Annotated in this window: 23 protein-coding genes, 1 tRNA gene and 1 pseudogene; 13 read left to right on the top strand and 12 right to left on the bottom strand. The window is 66.6% G+C overall.

Features of this window, described 5'->3' with window-relative positions:
* Positions 1-20 precede the first annotated feature (20 nt).
* Entirely contained in the window at positions 21-1871 is a 1851-nt protein-coding gene (locus J3P31_RS01945; protein ID WP_210526700.1) for a calcium-binding protein, read from the bottom strand.
* 507 nt (positions 1872-2378) lie between these two features.
* Between J3P31_RS01945 and J3P31_RS01940 the strand changes: the two genes are divergently transcribed.
* Positions 2379-4196, top strand: a complete 1818-nt coding sequence (locus tag J3P31_RS01940) for a DUF6538 domain-containing protein (protein ID WP_210526699.1) — start codon at positions 2379-2381, stop codon at positions 4194-4196.
* 34 nt (positions 4197-4230) lie between these two features.
* On the opposite strand, the gene J3P31_RS01935 is transcribed toward J3P31_RS01940, so the two are convergent.
* The 4 genes from J3P31_RS01935 to J3P31_RS01920 form a co-directional block, all read right to left on the bottom strand.
* A complete protein-coding gene (locus tag J3P31_RS01935; protein WP_210526698.1) occupies positions 4231-4779 on the bottom strand; it encodes a recombinase family protein in 549 nt (182 codons plus the stop codon).
* Positions 4780-4894: 115 nt separating this feature from the next.
* Positions 4895-5806, bottom strand: coding sequence for a transglutaminase family protein (locus tag J3P31_RS01930; protein ID WP_368373003.1), 912 nt, complete (start codon positions 5804-5806; stop codon positions 4895-4897).
* Positions 5807-5940: 134 nt separating this feature from the next.
* Positions 5941-6213 (bottom strand): hypothetical protein, encoded by a 273-nt coding sequence (locus J3P31_RS01925; RefSeq protein ID WP_210526696.1) that lies wholly within the window; start codon positions 6211-6213, stop codon positions 5941-5943.
* Between the two features lie 324 nt (positions 6214-6537).
* On the bottom strand, positions 6538-6693 hold the full coding sequence (locus J3P31_RS01920; RefSeq protein WP_210526695.1) for a hypothetical protein: 156 nt from the start codon (positions 6691-6693) through the stop codon (positions 6538-6540).
* 334 nt (positions 6694-7027) lie between these two features.
* Between J3P31_RS01920 and J3P31_RS01915 the strand changes: the two genes are divergently transcribed.
* The 4 genes from J3P31_RS01915 to J3P31_RS01900 all read left to right on the top strand — a co-directional run bounded on the left by J3P31_RS01915 (position 7028) and on the right by J3P31_RS01900 (position 11776).
* Entirely contained in the window at positions 7028-7234 is a 207-nt protein-coding gene (locus J3P31_RS01915; RefSeq protein ID WP_210526694.1) for a cold-shock protein, read from the top strand.
* A gap of 251 nt (positions 7235-7485) precedes the next feature.
* Positions 7486-7668, top strand: coding sequence for a hypothetical protein (locus tag J3P31_RS01910; protein WP_210526693.1), 183 nt, complete (start codon positions 7486-7488; stop codon positions 7666-7668).
* 261 nt (positions 7669-7929) lie between these two features.
* Positions 7930-8103, top strand: coding sequence for a type II toxin-antitoxin system ParD family antitoxin (locus J3P31_RS01905; protein WP_210526692.1), 174 nt, complete (start codon positions 7930-7932; stop codon positions 8101-8103).
* A 4-nt stretch (positions 8104-8107) separates the two neighbouring features.
* Complete coding sequence (locus J3P31_RS01900; protein ID WP_210526691.1) at positions 8108-11776, top strand: PAS domain S-box protein; 3669 nt, start codon at positions 8108-8110, stop codon at positions 11774-11776.
* A gap of 70 nt (positions 11777-11846) precedes the next feature.
* On the opposite strand, the gene J3P31_RS01895 is transcribed toward J3P31_RS01900, so the two are convergent.
* A complete protein-coding gene (locus J3P31_RS01895) occupies positions 11847-12290 on the bottom strand; it encodes a response regulator (RefSeq protein WP_210526690.1) in 444 nt (147 codons plus the stop codon).
* Positions 12291-12299: 9 nt separating this feature from the next.
* Positions 12300-13283 (bottom strand): HWE histidine kinase domain-containing protein, encoded by a 984-nt coding sequence (locus J3P31_RS01890; RefSeq protein ID WP_210526689.1) that lies wholly within the window; start codon positions 13281-13283, stop codon positions 12300-12302.
* Positions 13284-13837: 554 nt separating this feature from the next.
* On the opposite strand from J3P31_RS01890, the gene J3P31_RS01885 reads away from it, so the two are divergent.
* Together J3P31_RS01885 and J3P31_RS01880 are read left to right on the top strand one after the other, a co-directional pair.
* Positions 13838-14572: a Crp/Fnr family transcriptional regulator gene (locus tag J3P31_RS01885; RefSeq protein ID WP_210526688.1), complete on the top strand. Its 735-nt coding sequence runs from the start codon at positions 13838-13840 to the stop codon at positions 14570-14572.
* A 104-nt stretch (positions 14573-14676) separates the two neighbouring features.
* Complete coding sequence (locus J3P31_RS01880) at positions 14677-14901, top strand: DUF6894 family protein (protein ID WP_210526687.1); 225 nt, start codon at positions 14677-14679, stop codon at positions 14899-14901.
* A gap of 116 nt (positions 14902-15017) precedes the next feature.
* On the opposite strand, the gene J3P31_RS01875 is transcribed toward J3P31_RS01880, so the two are convergent.
* Positions 15018-15401, bottom strand: a complete 384-nt coding sequence (locus J3P31_RS01875) for a response regulator (protein ID WP_210526686.1) — start codon at positions 15399-15401, stop codon at positions 15018-15020.
* A 349-nt stretch (positions 15402-15750) separates the two neighbouring features.
* On the opposite strand from J3P31_RS01875, the gene J3P31_RS01870 reads away from it, so the two are divergent.
* The 6 genes from J3P31_RS01870 to J3P31_RS01845 all read left to right on the top strand — a co-directional run bounded on the left by J3P31_RS01870 (position 15751) and on the right by J3P31_RS01845 (position 20373).
* Positions 15751-15984 carry a DUF6894 family protein gene (locus J3P31_RS01870; protein WP_210526685.1) on the top strand — a complete coding sequence of 78 codons (234 nt, stop codon included), beginning with the start codon at positions 15751-15753 and terminating at the stop codon, positions 15982-15984.
* 17 nt (positions 15985-16001) lie between these two features.
* Complete coding sequence (locus J3P31_RS01865; RefSeq protein WP_246849191.1) at positions 16002-16382, top strand: response regulator; 381 nt, start codon at positions 16002-16004, stop codon at positions 16380-16382.
* 238 nt (positions 16383-16620) lie between these two features.
* Entirely contained in the window at positions 16621-17025 is a 405-nt protein-coding gene (locus J3P31_RS01860; protein ID WP_210526684.1) for a helix-turn-helix domain-containing protein, read from the top strand.
* Positions 17026-17030: 5 nt separating this feature from the next.
* Positions 17031-17240: a hypothetical protein gene (locus J3P31_RS01855; protein WP_210526874.1), complete on the top strand. Its 210-nt coding sequence runs from the start codon at positions 17031-17033 to the stop codon at positions 17238-17240.
* Entirely contained in the window at positions 17241-17441 is a 201-nt protein-coding gene (locus J3P31_RS01850) for a hypothetical protein (RefSeq protein ID WP_210526683.1), read from the top strand.
* 928 nt (positions 17442-18369) lie between these two features.
* Positions 18370-20373 (top strand): hypothetical protein, encoded by a 2004-nt coding sequence (locus J3P31_RS01845; protein ID WP_210526682.1) that lies wholly within the window; start codon positions 18370-18372, stop codon positions 20371-20373.
* On the opposite strand, the gene J3P31_RS01840 is transcribed toward J3P31_RS01845, so the two are convergent.
* The 4 genes and pseudogenes from J3P31_RS01840 to J3P31_RS01835 form a co-directional block, all read right to left on the bottom strand.
* Positions 20370-21428: a DUF3387 domain-containing protein gene (locus tag J3P31_RS01840; RefSeq protein ID WP_438270259.1), complete on the bottom strand. Its 1059-nt coding sequence runs from the start codon at positions 21426-21428 to the stop codon at positions 20370-20372. The two genes, J3P31_RS01845 and J3P31_RS01840, sit on opposite strands and share 4 nt — an antisense overlap.
* Positions 21429-21431: 3 nt before the next feature.
* Positions 21432-21542, bottom strand: a pseudogene (locus tag J3P31_RS21910) (type I restriction enzyme subunit R domain-containing protein); the annotation flags it as partial.
* A 12-nt stretch (positions 21543-21554) separates the two neighbouring features.
* Positions 21555-21824, bottom strand: coding sequence for a hypothetical protein (locus J3P31_RS21195; RefSeq protein WP_246849193.1), 270 nt, complete (start codon positions 21822-21824; stop codon positions 21555-21557).
* Between the two features lie 126 nt (positions 21825-21950).
* Positions 21951-22027, bottom strand: a tRNA-Pro gene (locus J3P31_RS01835).
* Positions 22028-22293 lie beyond the last annotated feature (266 nt).

Genomic DNA, 22293 nt, shown 5'->3' with positions numbered 1-22293 from the left:
CCCTGCTGGTCAGGAATCGATCAGGTCAGGATGTCGTCGGTCCGCAGCGAGACCCCGCCCTCGAACCGGATCTGGAAGTCGGCCGCCTTGTCGCCCGTGGTGTTGAACAGCAGGACATCCGCGGCATCGTCGAAGCGGACCTGATCCAGTCCCGTGAAGGCGCCCTTGCCCACATAGGTCAGGTCGAGTCGGGTCAGGTCCACATGGTCGTGGGCCGAATCGAAGTCCACGATCACGTCGCGGTTGCTGGCCGTCGAGCCGAGCTCCTTGAGCGAGGTGAAGACGAAGGTGTCGTCGCCGTCGCCGCCCGACAGCCGATCGGCGCCTGCGCCGCCGAACAGCCGGTCGTTCCCTGCCCCGCCCGCGAGGTCATCCCGCCCGGCATTGCCGTACAAGGCGTCGTTGCCGGCGTCGCCTCGCAGGACGTCGTTGCCGCTGTCGGCCCGGAGGTAGTCGTTGCCGGTCCCGCCATACAGCCGGTCGACGCCGTCGCCGCCACGGAGGCCGTCGTTGCCGCTCTTGCCGTAAAGGACGTCGTTGCCACGCCCGCCCCCCAGCACGTCACGGTCGTCGCCGCCGTCGAGCCGGTCGTTGCCGTCCTCGCCCTGGAGGTTGTCCCGGCCCGTTCCGCCGTATAGGCGGTCGTTGCCGGTGCCGCCCATCAGCGAGTCGCTGCCGGCCTTCCCGTACAGCACGTCGGAATCCGCCGCTCCGGCCAGCACGTCATTGCCGTTGCCGCCGTCCAGGCGATCGTTGCCGCCGTTCCCGTCCAGGCTGTCGTTGCCCTCTCCACCCATGAGCGAATCGATGCCGCGGCCGCCGGTCAGCTTGTCGTCGCCGTCGCCGCCCTTGAGGAGGTCGTTGCCGTCGCCCCCGCCCAGGCGGTCGTTGCCGGTGCCGCCATTGAGGCTGTCGTCGCCCGCGCCGCCGGCGAGGATGTCGTTGCCGCTGCCGCCGTCCAGGGTGTCATCGCCATGGCCCCCCTCGAGCCGGTCGGCGCTACCCTCGCCCCAGAGCCAGTCGTCGCCCGCCTCGCCCTTGATGGTGTCGCGGCCATCCCCGCCATAGGCGCTGTCGTTGTCGTCGCCGCCCTGGATCAGGTCGTTCCCGGCGCCGCCGTAAAGCATGCCGACGCCAGCCTTATCGATCAGCTTGTCATCGCCCGCGCCGCCATAGGCGGTGTCACCGACGTCGTCCGTCCCTGTATCCAGAAAGTCGCCGCCATCGTCACCGTAGATGGTGTCCTGGCCCCGGGAGCCGTAAAGCGAGTCGCCCTTCTTGCCGCCCCGAATGACATCGTCCCCGGAGCCGCCGTAGAGGCGATCGGACCCGTTGGCGCCCTGGAACGTGTCCGAGCCCGAGCCGCCGAACATCACGTCCAGTCCCGACCCGCCGGTCACGCTGTTGGCGCCGCCGAACAGTTGCCAGGTGTTGGTGCCGGACAGCGACAGGGCCTCGTTGTCGGAATTGGTGTAGGGGAACGCCTCGTCCGTGCCCGAGGTGCCCCGGATGGTCCAGTTCGCCCGGCTGAAGATCTTCTCGAGGGCCAGCGGATCGGTCCCGGCCTGCTCCTGGTCGAGCGCGGCCCGGAGATCCGTGGCGGCCAGGCTCAGGCCCGTGATCATGAAGTCCCTGTCATCGTTCCGGGTGACGGTGATGCCGGTGATGGTGCCGGCCGAGATCTCGGGTCCGTCGGAGGTGTCCGTGATCTGGAGGTCCGTGCCGATGAATTCGTACTCCGCCCCGGACGGAAGGCTGTAGGTCACCAGGGTCGAGGACGGCCGCGTCAGGCTCGCGCCCTTCAGCGTATCGAGAATGTTGAGGAACTCGTAGATGTTCGCAGGAGAGGCTCCTACGGTCAAAGTCGGCATCGTGACATCCCTTGTTGGACCGTTGCGACGGGGACTTCCGCAGAGCAGGCCGCCCAAGGTCACCCCCGTTCCAGGCTAGATTATGGTGTTGATTAACAACCGGTCAAACCTAACCTTTCCGGCAACTCGCCCTTGCCGCACGATCTGGGCCTGCGATCCGACGGATCGTGTAGCGCCGCCTGCTCGGGCCCGTTCCCGAAACCTCGGCGCGGCGGCGGACGGCCCTCTTGCCGGGGGGTGGCAGCACCTGCTGCGCCGCCTCGATCACGAACCACGCCACCGCTCTCTGCGGCCATGTCGGGATCTTGCGTGCTGTCAGGGCGGTGCGACAGATGGAACCTGCGAGGATCAGTCCGTCAGGACCGATTGACATGGTCGGGGCGGAGAGAGCCGAAGTTCCGCCTAATGCAAGTGCCTTATATCTCGTAAGTTCATGTTGTCTATATGCTATCTGGAATGGAGTTGCTACACAGAACTGTAACACACAACCGCTCCACAGGTAGCAGCATGTCGGACGTCAGCGGCCTTCAACTTCGTGGTAAGACCTACTTCGCCCGCAAGCGAGTCCCCGACGACCTGCGCAAGATCATTGGTAAGCGCGAGCTGACCAAGACCCTCGAGACGAGCGACAAGCGGGTTGCCAAGTTGCGGCTCTGGCCCGTCCTGTCGGCCTGGGAAGCCATGTTTGCTGATCTCCGCGCCGGCATCTTCAAGCCAACGCTTGTGCCAGACCGGCGGGAGCCGATCACCCCCGAGGACATGGAACACGCGTCGTGGTGGCACTACACTGCGGCCCTCGACCGCCTTGAGGCAGCGCGGCGCCAGCGTCCTACGAAGGACGAAATCGAAGCCGCCCGTCGGCAGGCCGAGGTCGAGGTCCACAAGATGAACACGGCAGACCCTGTCGCAGTCCTGGGCATCGCCGTCGATTACATGGTGAAGCAGGGACACAGGCAGTTCGCTGCCGACACCCGCGCCACTTACTTGGACGAACTCCGAAAGCACTTGGCCGAAGACGAGACGGTCCTCATTGATCACGAGGTTGAGGCTTACGTCACAGAGAACAACCTCGCCGTCCTGCCCGACTCACCTGAGTGGCGCGAACTTGCGCACCGTATAATGCGCGCCGAGATCGAGGCCCTGCAGCGGGCCCAGGAGCGCGACAGTGGCGACTTCGGTGGGCAACCCGACGATCCAATCGTCAGGCCCACCCCTGCCCCGCGCAGGCCCGTCACTCCGCCTGCCGAGAGGATCCCGGCTGTCCTCGATCTGTTCGCCTCCGACAACCCGCGCGGCGTAAGCCGCGACAGGATCAACCAGATCAAGCGCGACGTGAGCCTCTTCCTTGATGTAGTCGGGCATGACGTGCCCATGTCGGCAATCACCCGCGCCGCTGTCCGCGAGTGGAAGGCCCTCCTTCGTCAGTTTCCAGTTAAGGCAACGGACAGCAACACCTTCACCGGCATGACCATGCGGGAGATCGTGGAGGCCAACGTCAAGATCGGAAAGCCGATCATCAGCGACCGCACCGTGAACCGTCACCTGTCCAGCCTAAGCGCCTTCTGCGTTTGGGCGATAGCCAACGAGCACCTCGAGCAGAACCCTGTAGCCGGCTTGTCGCTCGCAAAGGAGAACACGACGCCACGGGTCCCCTTTACGGTCGATCAGCTCAACACCCTGTTCCGCTCGCCATTGTTCACCGGCTGTGCGGGCATCGTGGAATGGGCCGACATGCACAAGCCCGGCTCGCACCTAATCCGCGACTACCGCTACTGGGTTCCTCTCATCATGCTTTTCAGCGGCGCCCGGAATGGCGAGGTCGCCCAGCTCGCAGTCGCTGACGTGCGCCAAATGCATGGCTATTGGATCATGCACATCACTGACGAGGGCGAGGGTGACAAGTCCGTCAAGACCGAGGGCTCCCGCCGTGTCGTGCCCATCCACCCCGAGCTGATTCGTTTAGGCTTGCTCGACTACCACCGGCGCCAGCAGGAGGCCGGGAATGTCCAGCTCTTCCCCGATGTGGAGCGCAACGAGCGCGGCCAGATCATGGGTCGCTACTCCACTAACTTTGGCAAATATCTTTCGGCTATCGGCTTGAAGGCGGGACGCGGCCTGTCGCTCTACAGCTTCCGCCACGGCGTGACGGACGCGCTGCGCGCCAAGTATCTCAACCACGAGTTCGGCTTCATCCTTGGCCACGATAAAGCTACCATGACGGGCCGCTATGGGATCATGCCGCAAGGCCCGCTTGAGAAACGCGTCGAGATCATCAACGCGATTACCTACCCTGGCCTCGACTTGGATCACCTGATACCGACTTAAACCCCCCCGGTCGACAGTGCGCCACCATTTGTGGTCAAGCGCACAGCCGCGAGATCGTCGCGTGGTGGACGTTGTAGCTCCTCGCGATGGCTGTGATGGTCTCGCCCGCCTCGCGGCGCTCCTTCGCCTCCTGCTGGTATGGCGTCAGCTTGAAGGCGCGGCCCATCTTCTTGCCGGCCGCCTTGGCCCGCGCCCGTCCCTCGCCCGTCCTAGTGCGGATCAGCTCGCGCTCGAACTCCGCGAAGCCGCCCAGCACCGTCAGTATCAGCCGCCTATGCGGCGTCGTGGTGTCGGCCCAGGTGTCGGCAAGCGAACGGAAGGCCGCGCCATTCTCGGTCACGGTGCCCAGAATGTTCATCAGGTCCCTCGTCGAGCGCATGAGTCGGTCGAGCCGCGTGACGAGAAGCACGTCCTCGGGCCCAAGCCGATCGAGAAGCTTCTGGAGTTGCGCAAGTTCGCGCCTGGCGCCGGAGACCGTCTCCTTGAAGACCTGCTCCGCGTCCGCGGCCTTGAGCTGGGCCACTTGGGCGTCGAGGGTCTGCCCGTCGGTTCTGACCCTCGCGTAGCCGTAGATCTGGGGCACCGGATCAGACCCTCGTTGTGCATATATAATACGCACAGACTAACCCGTTGACGAACAAAGGCCGAGAACCCTGTGCGTATTCCAAGAAATACGCGCAGATCGCGCATCTGCGGACCTATCTCGCAGCCACGCTCACCTCGACCGACATTCCTTCGAACGCCTCGCCGCCTCCGGCGAAGCTGCCCGCGACGGGAGCGGCTTGGGCGAGGTCGCGCACCACCGCGACCGGAATGAGGTTGGCGCCTCCAAGGCTCCGGTTCGTCGGATCAAAGGGGATCCAGCCTGCCCCCGGCACATAGACCTCGGCCCAGGCATGCGTGCTGCCCGCCCCCTGTGAGCCGACGGCGCCCTCGTCCGGTTCGTAGAGATACCCGGACACGAGGCGGGCTCCGAAGCCAAGGCTGCGAGCGGCTTCGGCGAACAGGACGGCGAAGTCCCGGCACGACCCTGCCCTGCGCTCGAGGCTTTCTGTCGGTGACTGCGTGCCCTCGTCATCCCGTGTCTCGTAGACGAGGTGTCCTGCCACCCCGGCGCTCAGGTCCTTGAGGAGCGAGAGCGTGTCGGTGGGGGTGCCGGCGACAAAACCTTGCGCCCAGGCAGCCAGCCGTCCGTCAGGGTCGGCATGCTGGATGACGGCAAGGGCCCCGAGGTCCGTCCAGTCCTCGTCAGAGTAGCGGAACGGGAACGAGATCGCCGAAGCCGCGATGTCGAACACCGGCCAGGCAGGTGCTGTAAGCTCGACGTCTGTGGAGCAGTTGACCTCAAGCCGGTCCGTTGTCGACTGGGAAGGGAAGGTTGCGGTCGCAACCGCGTTGCCCGCGACGTCCTGAGCCCAGGTCACCGTCGCATCGGGCGTGACCGTCAGAGTGCTCCTGATGATCCTCAGATCGCGGCTCTCACGCGGGCGCAGCATCAACCGATGCGGCCCGAGCAGCACCGGCGCGCGGTAGCGATAGGCCGTCCTGTGATCGATCGTAAGGAGCCGACCAGACTGAGCTGGGACGAGTGGATTCAGCGGCGCGGTCACAGCGTTCTGAGGCCACAGCATTCCATGCGCCGGGCCATCCACTTGACCGTTTGTCTCTCGAGAGACGGGATCCCGGGCGGCAGCCAGTCGGACATCATGCTGTGTGCTCCAGCGAGAAAGCGCGCCAACACCGTTCAGCGTTGCTCGGGCTGCGCCTGGTCGCGAGCCAAGGCGGCCTCGAGGTCCCTTGGATCGATGGGGCGCATCTCGGCGGGTCCGCGACCCCCGGCCTGGCCGCCGATCATGAGATAGGTCCCGCTGCGGCGGTAGGCTTCGAAGCTGAGGCCCTGCAGGAGGTCCTCGTCGACGACGACGTCGTAGGCACCCGCCGGCAGTTCATCTTCGTATCCCGCGATGTGGAAGGGATGGGCAAAGGTCACCGTCGATCTCGTGCTGCGCGTGTTCATGGGTCCACCTCCGTGGTGCCGACATCCTGAACGGAACAGGCTCCAGTCTCCTGTCCCAAGCCCCCGATATGATCATCTCAGAACGTGTGCCCCTCGCCTGGAACGGCTAAGGACACGCTCGACAATGGGATTCAGCCGAACCGGCGCACCGGGGTCTCCACCGGGCTGGCGTCCGGCACGTTAGGCGGCAGCGGATCTCGGTCGAGGTTTGCGACCCTTCTCCGTGCCCTCTGGAGTGCCCAGCGCGCCTGGGCCTTGGTGGTCTCGTGCCAGACGGAAGTGATCGTCGGGGCGCTTGGGCCAGCCTTTCTCATCGGAGGGCCCTCACTCCTGGATCCGCTTGGGACGAGCGCCGCGCGGCGTCGGCGCCGCGGTCTGCTGGCCCAGCCACTGGAAGAAGTCGGCCCAGCCCAGGGCGGCGGGCCGCTCGGGCACGGACATGTGCTTGTCGAACGTCTGGCGAAGTGTGGGGGCGTTCATCAGGGATCCTCCATCCTGCGGTCGCGAGGAGGATACCCGGCGACTATCTCAGAGATGGGGCTCTGGATCGATGATTGCGAGGTGAGACGCGCGGCAATCGTCCAAGTGCCACTCCGGCCACGAAAGAATACCGACGCAGGTCAGCGCGAATGTGCTGCGACATTCCGCCTTGGCAAATTGTCTTGCTTTGCGGTCCCAGCACCTCCATGTGTCCGGGGCGAACGTTGTTCTCCCTCGATCCGCTGTCTCCCTCACCGGCTTCAGTTTCTCGTTGCGACACTGACATAGCCGGGCTGCCGCATACCGTGGGCAGCGCATCACAGGAGACATCACGATGGCCAATGGCACCGTGAAATGGTTCAACGCCACCAAGGGTTTCGGCTTCATCGAGCCCGAGGGCGGCCGCAAGGACGTATTCGTCCACATCTCCGCCGTTGAGCGGGCGGGCCTCACCGGCCTTTCGGACAACCAAGCGGTCACCTTCGACGTGACCTCCGGCCGTGACGGCCGTGAGTCCGCCGAGAACCTGCAGCTGGCGTAAGCTAGGCCAAATCGCCCCAACGGGCGATAAGTCTCTACAAGGGACAGAAGATCGCAAGGGGGTGGCCCGTCCGCCCCCTTGTTCATTCTGAGGGCCCTAAGCGAACTGGTCCGTCTTGCCGCCCCCGACGGGACGTAATGACCGCGGCCAAAACGCGGCGGATGACGCGGCCGCTCCACGCCCGTCGCCTTTGACGCGCGTGTCGTGCCAGCTCGGACCCTATCCAACTGTTTGACAAAAAGAAGCGAGCAATGCCGTTTACAGTGACATGGACGGGGCCAACCGGTCCCGTGCGCAAAAAGGCCCAGACCGCGACCGATGCCCTTCGCTGGTGGACGACTTACAACCGGGAGGCCGCCAATATGGTCATCAAGGACGACCAGGGCCAGCGAGTGACGCCGGACGATTTGACAAGGCTGGTGGACCGCCCCTGAGGTCCAAGGGTCCGTTAAGGAAGAGCGCAGCCGATGCCATCGGCCGGGCTGTCAGGCCTGCGGGGACCGCCGTCGTAGGGCACTGTGAAAGCCGCCAGACGCATCCGTTTCATAGTTCCTGACCGTGATGTCCGAGGCGCAGAGCGAAGCGGGTCGTGCGCCAATCGAGGTTGCCGCACGCCGTCTTCGGGTGACCCGACCACCTCCGAGACCAAGGTGAGCCGTGGGTGACACCCTCATCGTCCGTTCTATCATCCGGCCATGGCCGCCAAGCACCACCGACACGTTGCCCTGACCGAGGCCCTGATGAAGTTTGTCGACACACAGGTGGCCGAAGGACGCTACGCCTCGGCGAGCGAGGTGGTCCGGGCTGGCCTTCGCGTGCTGATCGAGCAAGAAGAGACAGTTGCCTGTCCGGCAGCGAAGGACAGCTGAGCCCATGGATGACATAGTCCGCCCGCCCACGGGCACCCCGGCCTTCGTGGCGGACGAGAACGAAATGGCCCGCCGCATCCGCGAGCACGACTGGGCGGCCACGCCGCTCGGGTCCATCGAGACCTGGCCGCCGCACCTTCGGACCGCCGTGGACATCATGCTCCATGCGCCCGGTCCCGTCTCCATCCTGTGGGGCCCCGAGCGCATCCAGCTCTACAATGACGCCTACATCGCCGTCGCCGATGGCCGGCACCCCGACTGCCTAGGCAAGCCCGCGGCCACTAATTGGGGCAGCGCCTACGAGGGCTTCCTGCGGCCCATCTTCGACCGGGTGTTCGCGGGCGAGTCCATCACGATCGAGGACCAGCCGGTCGAGATCCCGAGGACTGACGGGGAGGGCACCACCGAGCGCACCTTCACGGCTTCGTTCTCGCCCATCCGCGACGAGGCAGGCCGGGTGGCGGGCATCTTCCACCCAGTCGTCGAGACGACGGGCCGTATCCTGGCCGAACGGCGGCTTCGCCAGAGCGAGGCGCGGCTCGGAGACGTTTTGGGCGGCATGGACGAGGCCTTCGGCCTCATGGACCGCGACTTCCGCATCCTGACCTTCAACGAGGCCGCGCTGCGGCTGGAGACCCGTCCCCTTTCGGAGATCGCCGGGCGCACGCACTGGGAGGTCTATCCTGGGTCCGAGGACAGCGAGATCGGCCGCCTCTACAAGCGCGCCCTGGCCGAGCAGCAGACCGTCTCCCTCGAGCACCGCTACAGCTGGGAGGACGGCACCGCGCGCTGGCTCGACATGCGCGCCTACCCCGTCCCTGAGGGGCTTGCAGTCTTCTGGCGCGACATCTCCGAGCGCAAGGAGGCCGAGGAACGGCTACGCGAGAGCGAGGCGCGGTTCCGGCTCATGGCCGACGCGGTGCCACAGATCGTCTGGGTCACCGATGCCGAGGGGCGGACCGAGTTCTTCAACAAGCAGTGGTCCGACTACACGGGCGTGCCTTACGAGCCGACCACGGCCGCCGAGGTGGCTGCCAATCACGTCCACCCGGACGACGGAGCGACCACCATGTCAGCCTTCAACGAGGCACGACGCACCGGCACGACGTTCCTGGTCGAGCATCGCATCCGGTCGGCCTCGGGCGACTACCGCTGGTTCCTGGTCCGGGCCGAGCCTTACCGCGACCCGGAGACGGGCGAGATCGTCCGCTGGTTCGGGGCCTCAATCGACATCCACGACCGGCGCCAAGCCGAGACCGAGCTCCGCGAGAGCGAGGAGCGTCTGCGCGCCATCGTCGAGACCGCGACGGACTATGCGATCTTCACCACCGACCCGGACGGCCGGATCGAGACCTGGCCCAAGGGGGCGCAGGAGATCTTCGGCTGGAGCGCCGAGGAGGCGGTGGGTCAGCTGGCCGAGATGACCTACACGCCCGAGGACCAAGCCCAGGGCGTGCCAGCGAAGGAACGGCAGGAAGCCCGCGAGACGGGACAGGCTCTCAACGTGCGCTGGCACCTGCGCAAGGATGGCTCGCGTGTGTTCATCGACGGGGTCATGCGTCCCCTGGACGGCAAGGATGGTGCTCCGTCGGGCTTTGTGAAGGTCGGCCAGGACGTGACCGAGCGGCGGCAGTCGGAGACCCGGCGCGACGCGCTGGTCCAGCTCGCCGAGCGGCTGCGCGACCTCGACGATCCCAACGAGATCGCCTTTGCCGCCTCCGAGATCCTGGGTCGGACCCTCGGGGTAAGCCGGGTGGGCTACGCCACCATCGACCACGAGGCGGAAACGCTCCACGTCGAGCGCAACTGGACGGCCCCCGGGATCGAGACCTTGGCGGGCACTCTCAACTTCCGCGACTATGGCACCTTCATCGACGGCCTGAAGCAGGGCGAGCAGATCGCCATCTCCGACGTGCGTCTGGACGAGCAGACGGCCAACGCGGCCAACGCGCTCGAAGACCGGAACGTGCGCTCGCTCATCAACGTCCCAGTCATGGAGCGGGGACGGCTGGTGGCCATGTTCTTCGTCAACTCGGCCCAGGTTCGGGACTGGTCGCCCGAAGACATCGTCCTCATCGGGGAGGTGGCGGGGTGGACCCGCACCGCGGTAGAGCGGGCCCGCGCCGTAACAGCTTTGCGCGAGCTCAACGAGACGCTGGAGGCCAGGGTCGCGGAGCGCACGGCCGAGCGCAACCAGCTCTGGGACCTCTCCCAGGACATGCTGGCGCGGGCGAACTACCAGGGCATGATGACGGCCGTGAGCCCCGCCTGGGGGCACGTGTTGGGCTGGTCGGAAACGGAACTCCTGAGCCGACCATATGCCAGCTTCATGCATCCCGAGGACATGGGCCCGACCTTGGAGGCCCTGGCCCGCATGGGCGAGACAGGGAGGCCCACCCGCTTCGAGAACCGGATCGCCACGAAGGATGGGGGCTGGAAGCCCATCGAGTGGACGGTCGCGCCCGAGCCCGACAGCCCTAACTTCATTGCCGTGGGCCGCGACATCAGCCCCGAGCGGGAGCGCCAGGCCGAGCTCGAGGCCGCCCAGGAGCAACTGCGCCAATCGCAGAAGATGGAGGCGATGGGCCAGCTCACCGGCGGCGTGGCGCACGACTTCAACAACCTTCTCACGCCCATCATCGGCTCGCTGGACCGGCTGCTCACACGCGGGGTCGGCAGCCCGCGCGAGCGGCAGCTCATGGACGGCGCGCTGCAATCGGCCGAGCGCGCCAAGACCCTGGTGCAGCGCCTCCTGGCCTTTGCGCGACGGCAGCCACTCCAGCCCACGGCGGTCGATGTCAGGGAGCTGGTTGGTAGCATGGCCGACCTCATTGCCAGCACCACGGGGCCGCGGATCGATGTGCGGGTCGAGTTGCCCGCGGATCTGCCACCGGCACTCGCCGACGCCAACCAGCTCGAAATGGCTCTGCTAAATCTGGCGGTGAACGCCCGCGACGCCATGCCGGAGGGAGGCAAGCTGACCATCTCGGCCGAGCGAGTGTCAGTGAAGACAGGCCGTCGCACCAAGCTGCGTCCCGGGCACTATGTCCGCCTGTCGGTCCAGGACAGCGGCGTGGGCATGGATGAGGCGACGCTGGCCCGCGCCATTGAACCCTTCTTCTCGACCAAGGGCATCGGCCGAGGGACGGGGCTGGGCCTCTCGATGGTGCATGGGCTGGCTTCGCAGCTTGGTGGCGGGCTCACGATCACCAGCAGCCCCGGCCAAGGCACCACCGTCAGTCTGTGGCTGCCCATCAGCGCGGTCGCGCCACTTGAGGGTGAGCAGGACAGCCACGCCCCGGCTGCCTCGAAGGCCCAGGGGATAGCCTTGCTCGTGGACGACGAAGACCTCGTTCGCATGAGCACCGCCGACATGCTGACGGACCTGGGCTACGAGGTCGTGGAGGCGACCTCGGCCGAGGAGGCCCTGCGCCGCATGGACGAGGGGCTGGCTCCCGACCTCGTGGTCACCGACCACCTCATGCCAGGCCTGAGCGGCGTGGATCTGGCGCGCGAGCTGCGCTCGCGCCGGCCCGACCTGCCGGTGCTGATCGTCTCGGGCTACGCGGAGATGGACGGCATCGCCCCCGGCTTCCCGCGGCTCACGAAGCCGTTCCGGGCTGCGGAGCTTGCCCAGAGCCTTGCTGCTCTGGGACCGGATGGCGCGACATAGCCGGGAGCAGAGCTGGTCGACACTCGCAGAGAGACCATGCGGTCCAGGGCTCGGACCAATGCACGACCGTTCACGACCCGGACGTCGAGGATCGGCCCTGCCCAGAGTCTGTGGTCGGCCCGCTGTCGGTCGTCAGAATCTCGTGCATGGCGGCAATGAGCGTGGCGGTCGAGGTGGGCTTGCCCAGGCTTGGGGCGCCGTCCAGCGCCTCGTCCCGAGGCCAAGAGGCTGCGCCGTAGGCGCTCGCGATGGCAAAGGGCACCGCCATCCGGCGCAGGACCCGAGCCACCGGGACGACCGTCTCGTTGCGCAGGTTCATGTCGAGGACGGCCGCATGGGGCCGCTGCTGATCGAGAAGCTGAAGCGCCGCCTGCACCGTGGCCGCGGGCCCCAGCACCCGGAACCCGCTCTCCTCCAGCACCGCCTCCAGCTCCATGGCGATGAGGAACTCGTCCTCCACCACGAGGATGAGGCGGGCCTCCCCGTCCAGGGGCTCAGGAGGGGCGCGTTGCAACGGATGTCCTCAGGTCAGCGGGACGTCGATCCTGGTCCGTAAACCCTCGGGCTCGAAATGCTGTTCCACCGTGCCGCCCAGATCATTGGTGACGCTGAAGGCGATCAGGCGCGAGCCGAAGCCCTGGTGGTCCGGCGGGGTGACCGGAGGGCCGCCCGCTTCCACCCAGTCCAGGCTCAGGAGCCGTCCGCCGTCTCGGTCCGACGCTGTCCAGGTGATCTCGACGGCGCCCTCCGGGGCCGAGAACGCCCCATACTTGGCCGCGTTGGCCGCCAGCTCGTAAAGCACGAAGCTCATGGGCACCACCTGCGCGGGCGTGAGCGCCACGTCCGGACCGGGGCGGACCCGCGCTCGACGTGGGAACGCCGCGAGGGAGCGGTCGATCAGGGTCTTGAGGCTGATCGCCCCACCATGGGCCAGGATCAGCTCCTGCGCGTCGGTCAGGGCCGCGAGCCGGGCCAGCAGGGCGCGCTGGTAGTCCTCGGCCGAGCGGCCCTGGGTCTTGGTCTGGGTGATGAGCGCCCGCACGACGGCCAAGAGGTTCTTCATCCGGTGCTGGGTCTCGGCCAGCAGGATGTCCTTCTCCGCCGCCGCGTGCCGCGCCTCCGTCACGTCCTCGAACATCAGCAGGATGTTGGTGCTGCTGTTGCCGGGGTGAACCAGACGGCGGGCGCTCAACAGCATGGTGCGTGAGCCCTGCCCGGGCACGTCGAGCCGCACCTCGTAGCCCACCACCGCCTTGGCATGGGGGATGATCTCCAGCAGCAGGCGCCGCAACTCCTCCGAGCGCCAGCGCTCCTCGGTGAGCCGGAGGAAGTTCTGGCCCATGACCTCGTCCCGCTCGACCCGGAAGGTCCGCAGATAGGCGGGGTTGACGCCCTGCACATCGAGGTCGTGGTCAAGAACCAGCAGCGGGTCGTCCAGGGTGTCGACGATCCCCTGGGCCTGGACATGGCCGCTGCGCAGCAGGCGGTAGAGATCTTCCAAGGTCATGCGCGTGCCCCCTCTCGCCAAGGCTACCACAGCTTTGTCTTGGAAAGAGAGTAGATGAAGCAGCGCGTGCGGCTCAAACCAAGGGCATGGCGGTCCTCTGTGCGTGTTTCTTGAAAGACGCGCAGGCCGGCTGACCTCGCCCTATCAGCAAGGTGGACTGTGCGTTTCTCGGGTGCGTAAGCGGTGGTGCCGTAGGCTCGGCACCTGAGATGATGCGGCCATCTTTGCCTCGCTGGCTTCCAGCCGCTTGGGAAGGACGCTGATCCACCCTTCCGTCCACCTTCCCGGCAGGAGACCAGATGGACAACCTGTCCGCCGAACCCGTAGCGTCCGCCCTCGGGAACGATCCTGAGGATTTGCGCCAATCAAGATTGGCGCACAGAATCCTTGGAACTGATGCGGCACAAGGGGCAGCTCGGCGGTCGGGCGCCGACGGCTCGCTTGCCTGGGCGGCTCCGTATCCCATGTTACTGCCATCGCCGGCACGTTCGTGGCCCTTCGGCGACTGCGAGACACAACAGCGCTCCCGCCTCTCTCTTGCGTGGAGCCGTCTCATGCTCGCCGACCATCCTCTCCTCTCGAAGCTCGCCCGCGCCATGGTCCTGTCCGAGGACGAGATCATCGCGATCCGCGCCGTCCCCGTGCAGTCTGCCCAGGTGAAGGCCGACCAGATCATCTCCCGCGAGGGCGACAAGCCGTCCCGGAGCTTTCTGCTCTCGGAGGGCGTGACCTGCACCTCCAAGGTGGTCGCGGGGGGCAAGCGCCAGATCATGGCGCTGCACATCCTGGGCGACGTGCCGGACATGCACACGCTCCACCTCAAGCTCCTCGACAGCGACATCTGGGCGATCACCGACTGCCAGTTGGACTACATGCCGCACGCGGACCTGCGACGGCTCAACCTCGCCCACCCCCGCCTGGGCGAGGACCTGTGGCGCGCCACCCTGGTGGACGGCTCCATCCATCGCGAGTGGGTGGTCAACGTCGGACAGCGCGAGGCGCCCAGCCGCATGGCGCACCTCTTTTGCGAGATCATGGTCCGGTCCAAGCAGGCGGGCCTCGCGCAGGACGGGACCTGCCCCTTCCCGGTCACGCAAGCGGATCTGAGCGAGATGACGGGGCTGTCGCCCGTCCACGTCAACCGCACGCTCCAGGCGCTCCGGGGTCAGGGTCTCATCAGCTTCGGCCAGGGGCGGCTCACGATCCACGACTGGGACGGGCTCGTGGAGCTTGGCGACTTCCGCGACGACTACCTGCACCTGCCGGAGCCGGTCGACCCCATGGCCTGAGGGGACCAGGACCGGGTCTCGGCCGGGCCGGTCCGACGCGCCATCCGACCCAAGGCCGGACCACGCGGGTCGGCCGGGCTGTTTGCAAGCGGGAAGGACTCTTCATGCCGCGCTACTTCTTCAACGTCGACGGCGCTCCCAACCCGGTGGACGAGGACGGCATCGACCTGAAGGGGCCCGAGCAGGCCCGTGATGCGGCTGTGACCTTGGCGGGCGAGATGCTGCAGGACGCCGACGGCCGGTTCTGGGGCGGGCCCGCGTGGCGGCTCAACGTCATCGACGAGACGGGCGCCACCGTGTGCCGGCTTACCATCACGGGCGAGACCTAGAGGCGAGTGGGCCGCTCCAGGGAGCAAGAGATTTGCTGGAGCCCTGACGTGGTCTTCTGGTGCCCCACATATCTCGACACGACACGCTCGTTCGGCAGGCCAGCTTCGCCCTCCGATCAAGGTGCGAGCGAGACCCCTCGCAAGCCCACCGGCTTCTCGACGCGTGGCACGTCGGTGTAGGCGTGGGGGATGACCCAGGCGTCGTAGCCTGTAGCAAAGACGAAGGGGATGCCCCGGGCCCGCAGCGCGTCGGCCACAGGGTAGACCTTCTCGTCCTCAAGCCCGATGTCGAGCACGGCCATGTCCGGCGCCGGTCCGTGATCCAGAAGCGCCAGCGCCTCGGCCACGCTGGCCGCCGGGCCCATCACCTTGGCCCCGCAGGACTGGAGCTCCTCGCAGAGGTCCTCGGCGATGAGAAACTCGTCCTCCACCACCAGAACCCGACGGCCCCGGAGCAAGGCACCACAGGACTTCCCAGTCAGCAGATCGTGCAGCAGCATGTGCGCCTCCCTGAGCGGGTCTCCTGACCTGCCCTGCACGAGGAAAGCGGCCTCCCGATATAACTTATGGTTGTCTGGTTCGGGAAAAGGACGATCCTGCGGCGGGCCTTTCTCCTGTTCGTTTCGGAGCAAGCCTGAGGGAGGCAGGGGAGGCGAACGGGGGAAGTGCCCCTGGGCCGGTCGCGCGCTCGTGAAGGCGAAACAGAGGTTTTCGGCTCCGGGCTTAACCCATGTGAGTGGAACCTTGCTGCGCGTGCAGCATTGGCAACCATCGTCGGTCACGACCCCTGCGGCACCGATGCCTGAGAGACGCAACTGTGCTCCCGCTGCGCCCACGCGAGGAGCCATCATGCCCCGCTACTTTTTCCATGTTCACGACGGCCGCGACATCCCCGACGAGATCGGCATCACCTTGTCCGGACCTGGGGATGCCCGCGCCCAGGCCATCATCGCCGTCGCCGAGGCGCTGAAAGATCTCGGTCCGATGTTCTGGCAGCATCCCGACTGGCAGATGCATGTCATCGACGACGAGGGCACCACCGTCTGCGATCTGCGCCTCAGCAACCGGCCAGCGCCTGACTGAGCCAAGGAGCACCAGCCTTGGCCAATAGAATCCTGCTCCTCCTGGTCGAGGACGAGCCGCTGATCCGGATGACCCTTCAGGATGAGCTGGAAGACAAAGGCTTCGAGCTGGTGGTTGCGACGGCCGGCCGTCAGGCGCTCTCGGCTCTCGACGCTTACGCCGGGCGCTTGCGAGGTGTGCTCACCGACATCCGACTCGGGCCGGGACCGGACGGATGGGAGGTCGCCCGACGCGCGCGCGAACTCGTGCCTGCCATCCCGGTGGTCTACATGAGCGGTGACAGCGGCCATGAGTGGACCGTCAAGGGCGTTCCGAAAAGCGTGATGGTGTCCAAGCCCTTCGCCCTGGCCCAGATCACCGCTGCTGTCTCGATGTTGCTGAACGGGGCCAACACCTAGGCGGACCACGCTGGTAGACGTCGCGATCTATCGTGAGTGGATCGTCCACGTGGGCCCGTGGCCGGCGATCAGCGCCTTGCGCACTTCGTGTGCGAGACGGTGACCTGCAGATTTCTGATCCGTGCAAGAGGCACAATCAGCGCACAGGTTTCCCGGGTTCGCCACGATCATCCCATCGACGCAACGCTATAACTGAAGAGACAGCACGAAAGCTGTTCATCATCAGCAGGATAGCACCATGACCAAGCTCGGGCCCCACGGCGCCGGCAAGTTCGCCACGTTCCTTCGCACTCGTCTTGTGGAGCTCGCGCCCACGAAGACGCAGGCGGACGTCGCCCGCGAGGCGGGCTTCACCAACCAGAACATGGTCTCAATGCTCAAGAACGGGCAGACCAAGCTCGCCCTCGACCGCGTGGCCGCGCTGGCTCGCGCCCTCGAGGTAGACCCGCGCCGGCTCTACCTTCTTGCCCTCGACCAGGAAGGCCACGCCACCACGGCACGGGAAATCGAGGAGATCTTCAACGCCATCGTGACGAAGAACGAGGCCGAGTGGCTCGAAGCCATTCGCGAAGCCTCCGACCACACCGACCCGGCGCTCACGAAGCGCGCCCGCGCGGCGATCTACGGCATCTTCGGACGGTGACCGGCATGACCAACATCGTCCTCAGCCGGTGCCGGCAACCCGCCCCGGGCTCCACGAGAAAGATAATCGAGGGCTTCCGCGTCCCCGACGACCGCCCGCCGACCGAGAACGAGCTCGCCCGGATCGAGATGCTGCGCGCCATCGTTGGTGACCGGGATCCACCACCGACGCTCGCCGCGGTCCAAGCGCTCCGCCGGGCGCTGATGGACAGGTAGATGGACCACGACGCGCTCGTCGACGTCCGTGTCCCCCGGACGGAGTATGCGATGTTCATTGAGCACGCGACGCCCCTGGGGAGCCACTCGTTGACGAGCCGCACGTCCATGGAGCGCGACGTGGACGTGGAGATCGCCCACTTGGAGCCCACCCTGCCGGTCGTCAGGGTGGGCCCTGCGTGCAGCACGTCCCGAACCTGATCGCCGGCTCCAAGGGCAAGACCGCGTCCGAGTGCGTCAACGCAGACGCCGATGACCGTCAACATGACCTGTCGCTCAGCAAGGCACATCCTGACCGAGTGGGGTCGGGTCCTGTGCGATCAGCTGATCCGGACGGCGCAGATCATGCGGGTCTCATCGAGAAGAGGTATGTGTGGACGGGCTGGGGCCGCAGCGCGCCCGAGTGCGCCACGCCCTGCTCGCTCCATTCCTCTGGATCCCGAGCCCCATGTGGGCGACCGGAGTCGTGACCACCAAGACCCTCGACTTGGAGCGCGCTCCAGAGACTCTGGGAGGGCTCCAGGAAGAGCTTCGTCGAGATCTTGGAGGAGAAGCGCGACGAGCACGAGAAGCCCGTCTACGGAGCTTCCAAGAGGTGCTGGCGCACATCCTGGCGAGCACGGCCGCATCTACCTACTTGCCGGGTGCCGGGAATGGCCAGGAGCACCGCGAGAAGCCACGCGGGCGCCGGGTCCCGGACCAGATCGAGAGGAAAGGGAACGGCGCGATGCTGACGGCGGGACTCGTCGGCGGTCCAGCAGGTGGACGTCGATAGGGACCCGATGCTCGACCCCGACAGACCGCCGATGGGCCAGACGAAGTCCTAGGGAAAATACGTCAGTTCGATCCGGATCGGTCGGGTCACCGGCAGCACCCCGGGGCGGACTCCTCCACTTCCTGCACCGCCCAGGCAGCCGACCTTAGGTCATCCAGGGCGCCCCAAAGTCTTCTCATTTTTCTGCTTGAGTTCTCCTTTCGTTCCGTCTACGTCGCCGCCACCCAGGACCCCTCTCGGGACAGAACCTGGGGTGCCGCAGCCCGCTAGGGCCCGTGCACGCAGTAGAAGCACCCACTCGTCTCCACCCGCGCCCTCTGGGCGTGCCATGTGCTCTATCTGCTGGGATATCCCATGAACCTGAACTTGCGTATCGAAGTAGCCTTGCCCGAGGACCTCCTCGGCTATCTGCGCGCGGCTGCCGCACACCTTTCGCCGACCTCTCCTCATGAGGACAGATCCCCTGCACACCCTGCTGCGCCTGCCGCACAGGGTGCCCTGGAGGGGGCTGACAAGGAGGATCTCGCTGAACTTCCTTCTTGCGCCTCGGAGAGGACCAACGGCGCCCGCGACCAGGACGTGCTTGATCAGCTCGACCAGATCATCTTCGACGCGCCCACCGGGGCCGCGTCGGGCGTGCCCGACGTCGCCGAGAAGGATGACTCTGGAGAAGCGGGTGGCGCCGGGATGCCGGTGCCGGCGCAGTCCGTGCCTCGGTCGACAGCTCACCTCGAGGTCCGGAGCGTCCCACAGGACGAAGATGACGACCTTCGTGATCTCGACCTCGGCCCCGATCTTACCGTCGAGCCCAAGAAGGCGCGGACGCCACCGACGGGCCGGCGCAAACCGGCCATTCTCCTGTGTTCGGACACGGACGAGGAGTTGACGGACCTCGACCTCAGCGGCGCCTTCGCCGCCACTCCCGAAACCTCGACGGTCGTCGATCCCAACCCGAGGAGGCCGAGCACGAAGCGCACCGAGCCGGACCCCAAGATGCATACCGGCCGGGTGCAGGCCAAGGTCGGCGCGCACATTCAGTCGAGGCATGTGACGGTGGCCAGCGCTATCGACTCCGACGAGGACGAGGACGATGTCCTCAAGGAGCTCGAGGGCCTGATCTTCGATGACCCTATCCCCGGTGATGACGACTCCGCCAAGAAGGACGCCTTCGTCGCATCACCGAGCACTTCCGAAAGCCCCACCACTCAGTCACACGACAGGCACACGCCGCAGGTCGGGGCTGACTCGCACGTGCTGCAGCCGCGCGAGGCGGTGCGGGACGAGGACGTCCTGGCCGAGCTCGACAAGCTGACCTTCGACGTCTGCGACCGCCAAGATCCGATCGAAACCCAGATCGAGCCCGCGACGAAGGACATGAAGTGCGCAGCAGACATCGGGAAGCCGGCCGGCGAGACGGTCAGGAACTGCGCGGACGAGACCTGGCTCGAACGCTACAAGAACCCTGTCCAGCATGGGCCTGGCGCGCCCGCGTCTGACAGCTTGTCCAGTAGCTCTTCTCTCCCCCCTTCAACGAGTTCGTCCTCTCCGCAGTCTCATGCAACGAGCAGCACCTCCTCGGACAAGACGGAGAAGACGGTCAAGCGCCCGCCAAGCCCCTACTCGATCACCAGCCCGGCTCCGGCATGGTCGCCCGTCAGCGCGCCCACCTGGCGCAAGCTCGACCCGCTGGAGAAGATCGTTGCGCACATTCGGACCGCTGAAGCGCATGGCGGGCTCGCAATCACCTGCAAGCTCGGAGACGACTTCCACGCCACGGTGCTTCAGACCCGTGACGCGACCGCAATGCTGACCTCCAGCTTGCGCCGAGAGCTCGTGGTCCAGGGCGTGGAGGACCTGCCCTATCTCATCGCCTGGGATTGGAGTCCCGAGACGCAGCAGCTTCACCTCCATGGGGTGGTCGTCCTTCCCGTAGGCGTCGAGATCGACCAGGTCCGGCGGGCCTTCGTGAAGGCCTGCGGCCGCTGGGAAGGCAAGCGCGCGGCGCGGCAGTGGGACGATCGGCCGATCTACGACGCCGAGGGATGGGCGGGCTACTTGCTGAAGACGCGCAAGCCGGAGATCCGCGATCAGCTCCTGGAGTTCCTCGGCGACAGCCGACTCACCCGCGTGTCGCGCCCGCTGACCCAGCTCACCACCGGCGCCCATCTCCGGTCATCGGCATCACCGATCACGACCGGCTACGTGATGTCAGGCAGTAGGACGCCCGCTGCGGCGCGTAGGAGGGCGACCAAGGGGTCAAGCAGCCTCAGGCGGTCTCCTACCAAGCGACGGGTGTCTACGGACGCCTGTGGTTCGCCCCAGAGCTCGATTGCGCACTTCTTGTCGCCGAGACCTTAAACGAGGTTCTGCGCGATGGCCTCGGCCTGCCGGATCACCGTCTGCACGGCCTCGGCCTCCAGATCCGGCGGCCAGCCGTGTTTGCGCAGGATCTTCTTCACGGCCACCCGCATCCGGCTGCGGATGTTGTCGCGCGTCCACCAGTGCACCCCGGCGTTCTGGCGCACAGTGGCGACGAGTTCGGCCGCGATGATGCGGAGCTCCTGGTTGCCCATCACCTCGACCGCGGACTCGTTCTTCGCCAGGGCGTCGTAGAAGGCGCGCTCCTCCTCAGTGAGGTCGTCCTTGGGCTGGGCGCGCAGGTCCTTGGCGATAGCGATGAGCTCCTGGATGACCTGGAGCGCGTCGAGGCTGCGGTTGTGGTAGCGCGCGACCGCCACCTGGAGCCGGTGCGAGAAGGCCTCCTGCTGCACGACGTTGGTCCGCGTCCGGCTCGCGATCTCGCCGTTCAGGAGCTTCTTCAGAGCCTCGACCGCCAGGTTGCGGTGCTGCATCCCTTGGATCTCGAGCAGGAACTCGTCCGACAGCACGCTGATGTCCGGCCGGTCGAAGCCGCAGGCCTCCAGAATGTCGACGACCTCGGTCGAGGCCACGGCGCGGTTCACGAGCTGCTCGATGGCGAAGTCGGGGCTCCCCGACCGCCCCCGGCCGCCCGCCGCGTCCACCTTCTCGAGCCCCGAGCGGACGGCCACGAAGAAGGCCACCTCCGCGGCGTGCGCGGAGGCCTCCGGCGTGCCGGAGGCGAGCTTGAACGCCTTCACGAGCGCCGCCACGGCGTCGAGGAAGCGCTTGGTGCCGATCTCGGCGTCCTCGGCCTCCCGCGCCCCGTCCAGGATCTGGTTGAGGGCCGCGGGCAGCACCAGGAGGCGCTTGGCGGTGTCGGCGCCGAGCGCGCCCGCGTAGTCGAAGCCGTGGAACTGCGCCCGCGCTACGTCGAGGGCGTTCAGGAACGCCTCCATCGCTTGGCGCTCGTCGATGCCGGTCTGGGCCTGGTCGCCCTGCGAGTAGTGCGCGAGCGCGGCCTTCAGCTCGGCCGCGAGCCCGATGTAGTCCACCACGAGCCCAGCGGGCTTGTTGCGGAACACCCGGTTCACCCGCGCGATGGCCTGCATGAGCCCGTGCCCGCGCATGGGCTTGTCGAAGTAGAGCCTGTGCATGACCGGCGCGTCGAAGCCCGTGAGTCACATGTCCCGCACGATGACGAGCAGCAAGGGATCGGCCGGGTCGCGGAAGCGGTTGCGCAGCACCTCCTGGCGGGCCTTGGAGCGGATGTGCGGCTGGAAGGCCTGGGGATCGCTAGCGCTGCCGGTCATGACCACCTTGACCGCGCCCGCCTCGTCGGCATCGCTGTGCCAGTCGGGCCGAGCCGCCCGGATGCGCTCGTAGATCGCCACGCAGATCCGCCGGCTCATGCCCACGATCATGGCCTTGCCGTCGCGCCACGTCGACATTGCGGCGTCGGACACCGACCCGTCGGTTCATGTTGCACGAGCGCCACGCGTAGCAGCCACATAGATGCTACACAAATCCGCCCTGCCCGGCATATAACTTGTTAATATCACTGAACTTCTTGAAATTGGTCGGGGCGGAGAGATTCGAACTCCCGACCCTCTGCTCCCAAAGCAGATGCGCTACCAGACTGCGCTACGCCCCGAACCGGCCCCCTCTTAGGACAGATGGAGCCGAATGCAAAGCACCCCTTCAGCGGGAAGAGGGTGGCCATGACGGAATTGCAGGCCGTTTCCGGGAGGGGCGAAGCTGATTCAGGACGGACAGGACGAATGGCGCCGGGACTTCTGCCATCCGACCCGAGGTCGGCCCAGCGACACATCCGATCAGGGCCGTCACGCTCCCCGGCCCTGCATCGCCAGGTCCCAAGATGTCAAAGCTCGCCACGCTCGACAGGATCAGTGGCCGACC

The sequence above is a fragment of the Rubellimicrobium arenae genome (assembly GCF_017916275.1).
Taxonomy (GTDB): Bacteria; Pseudomonadota; Alphaproteobacteria; order Rhodobacterales; family Rhodobacteraceae; genus Rubellimicrobium; species Rubellimicrobium arenae.
The sequence above is the reverse complement of the archived record's forward strand: the minus strand, read 5'-3'. Positions and strand labels throughout refer to the sequence as shown.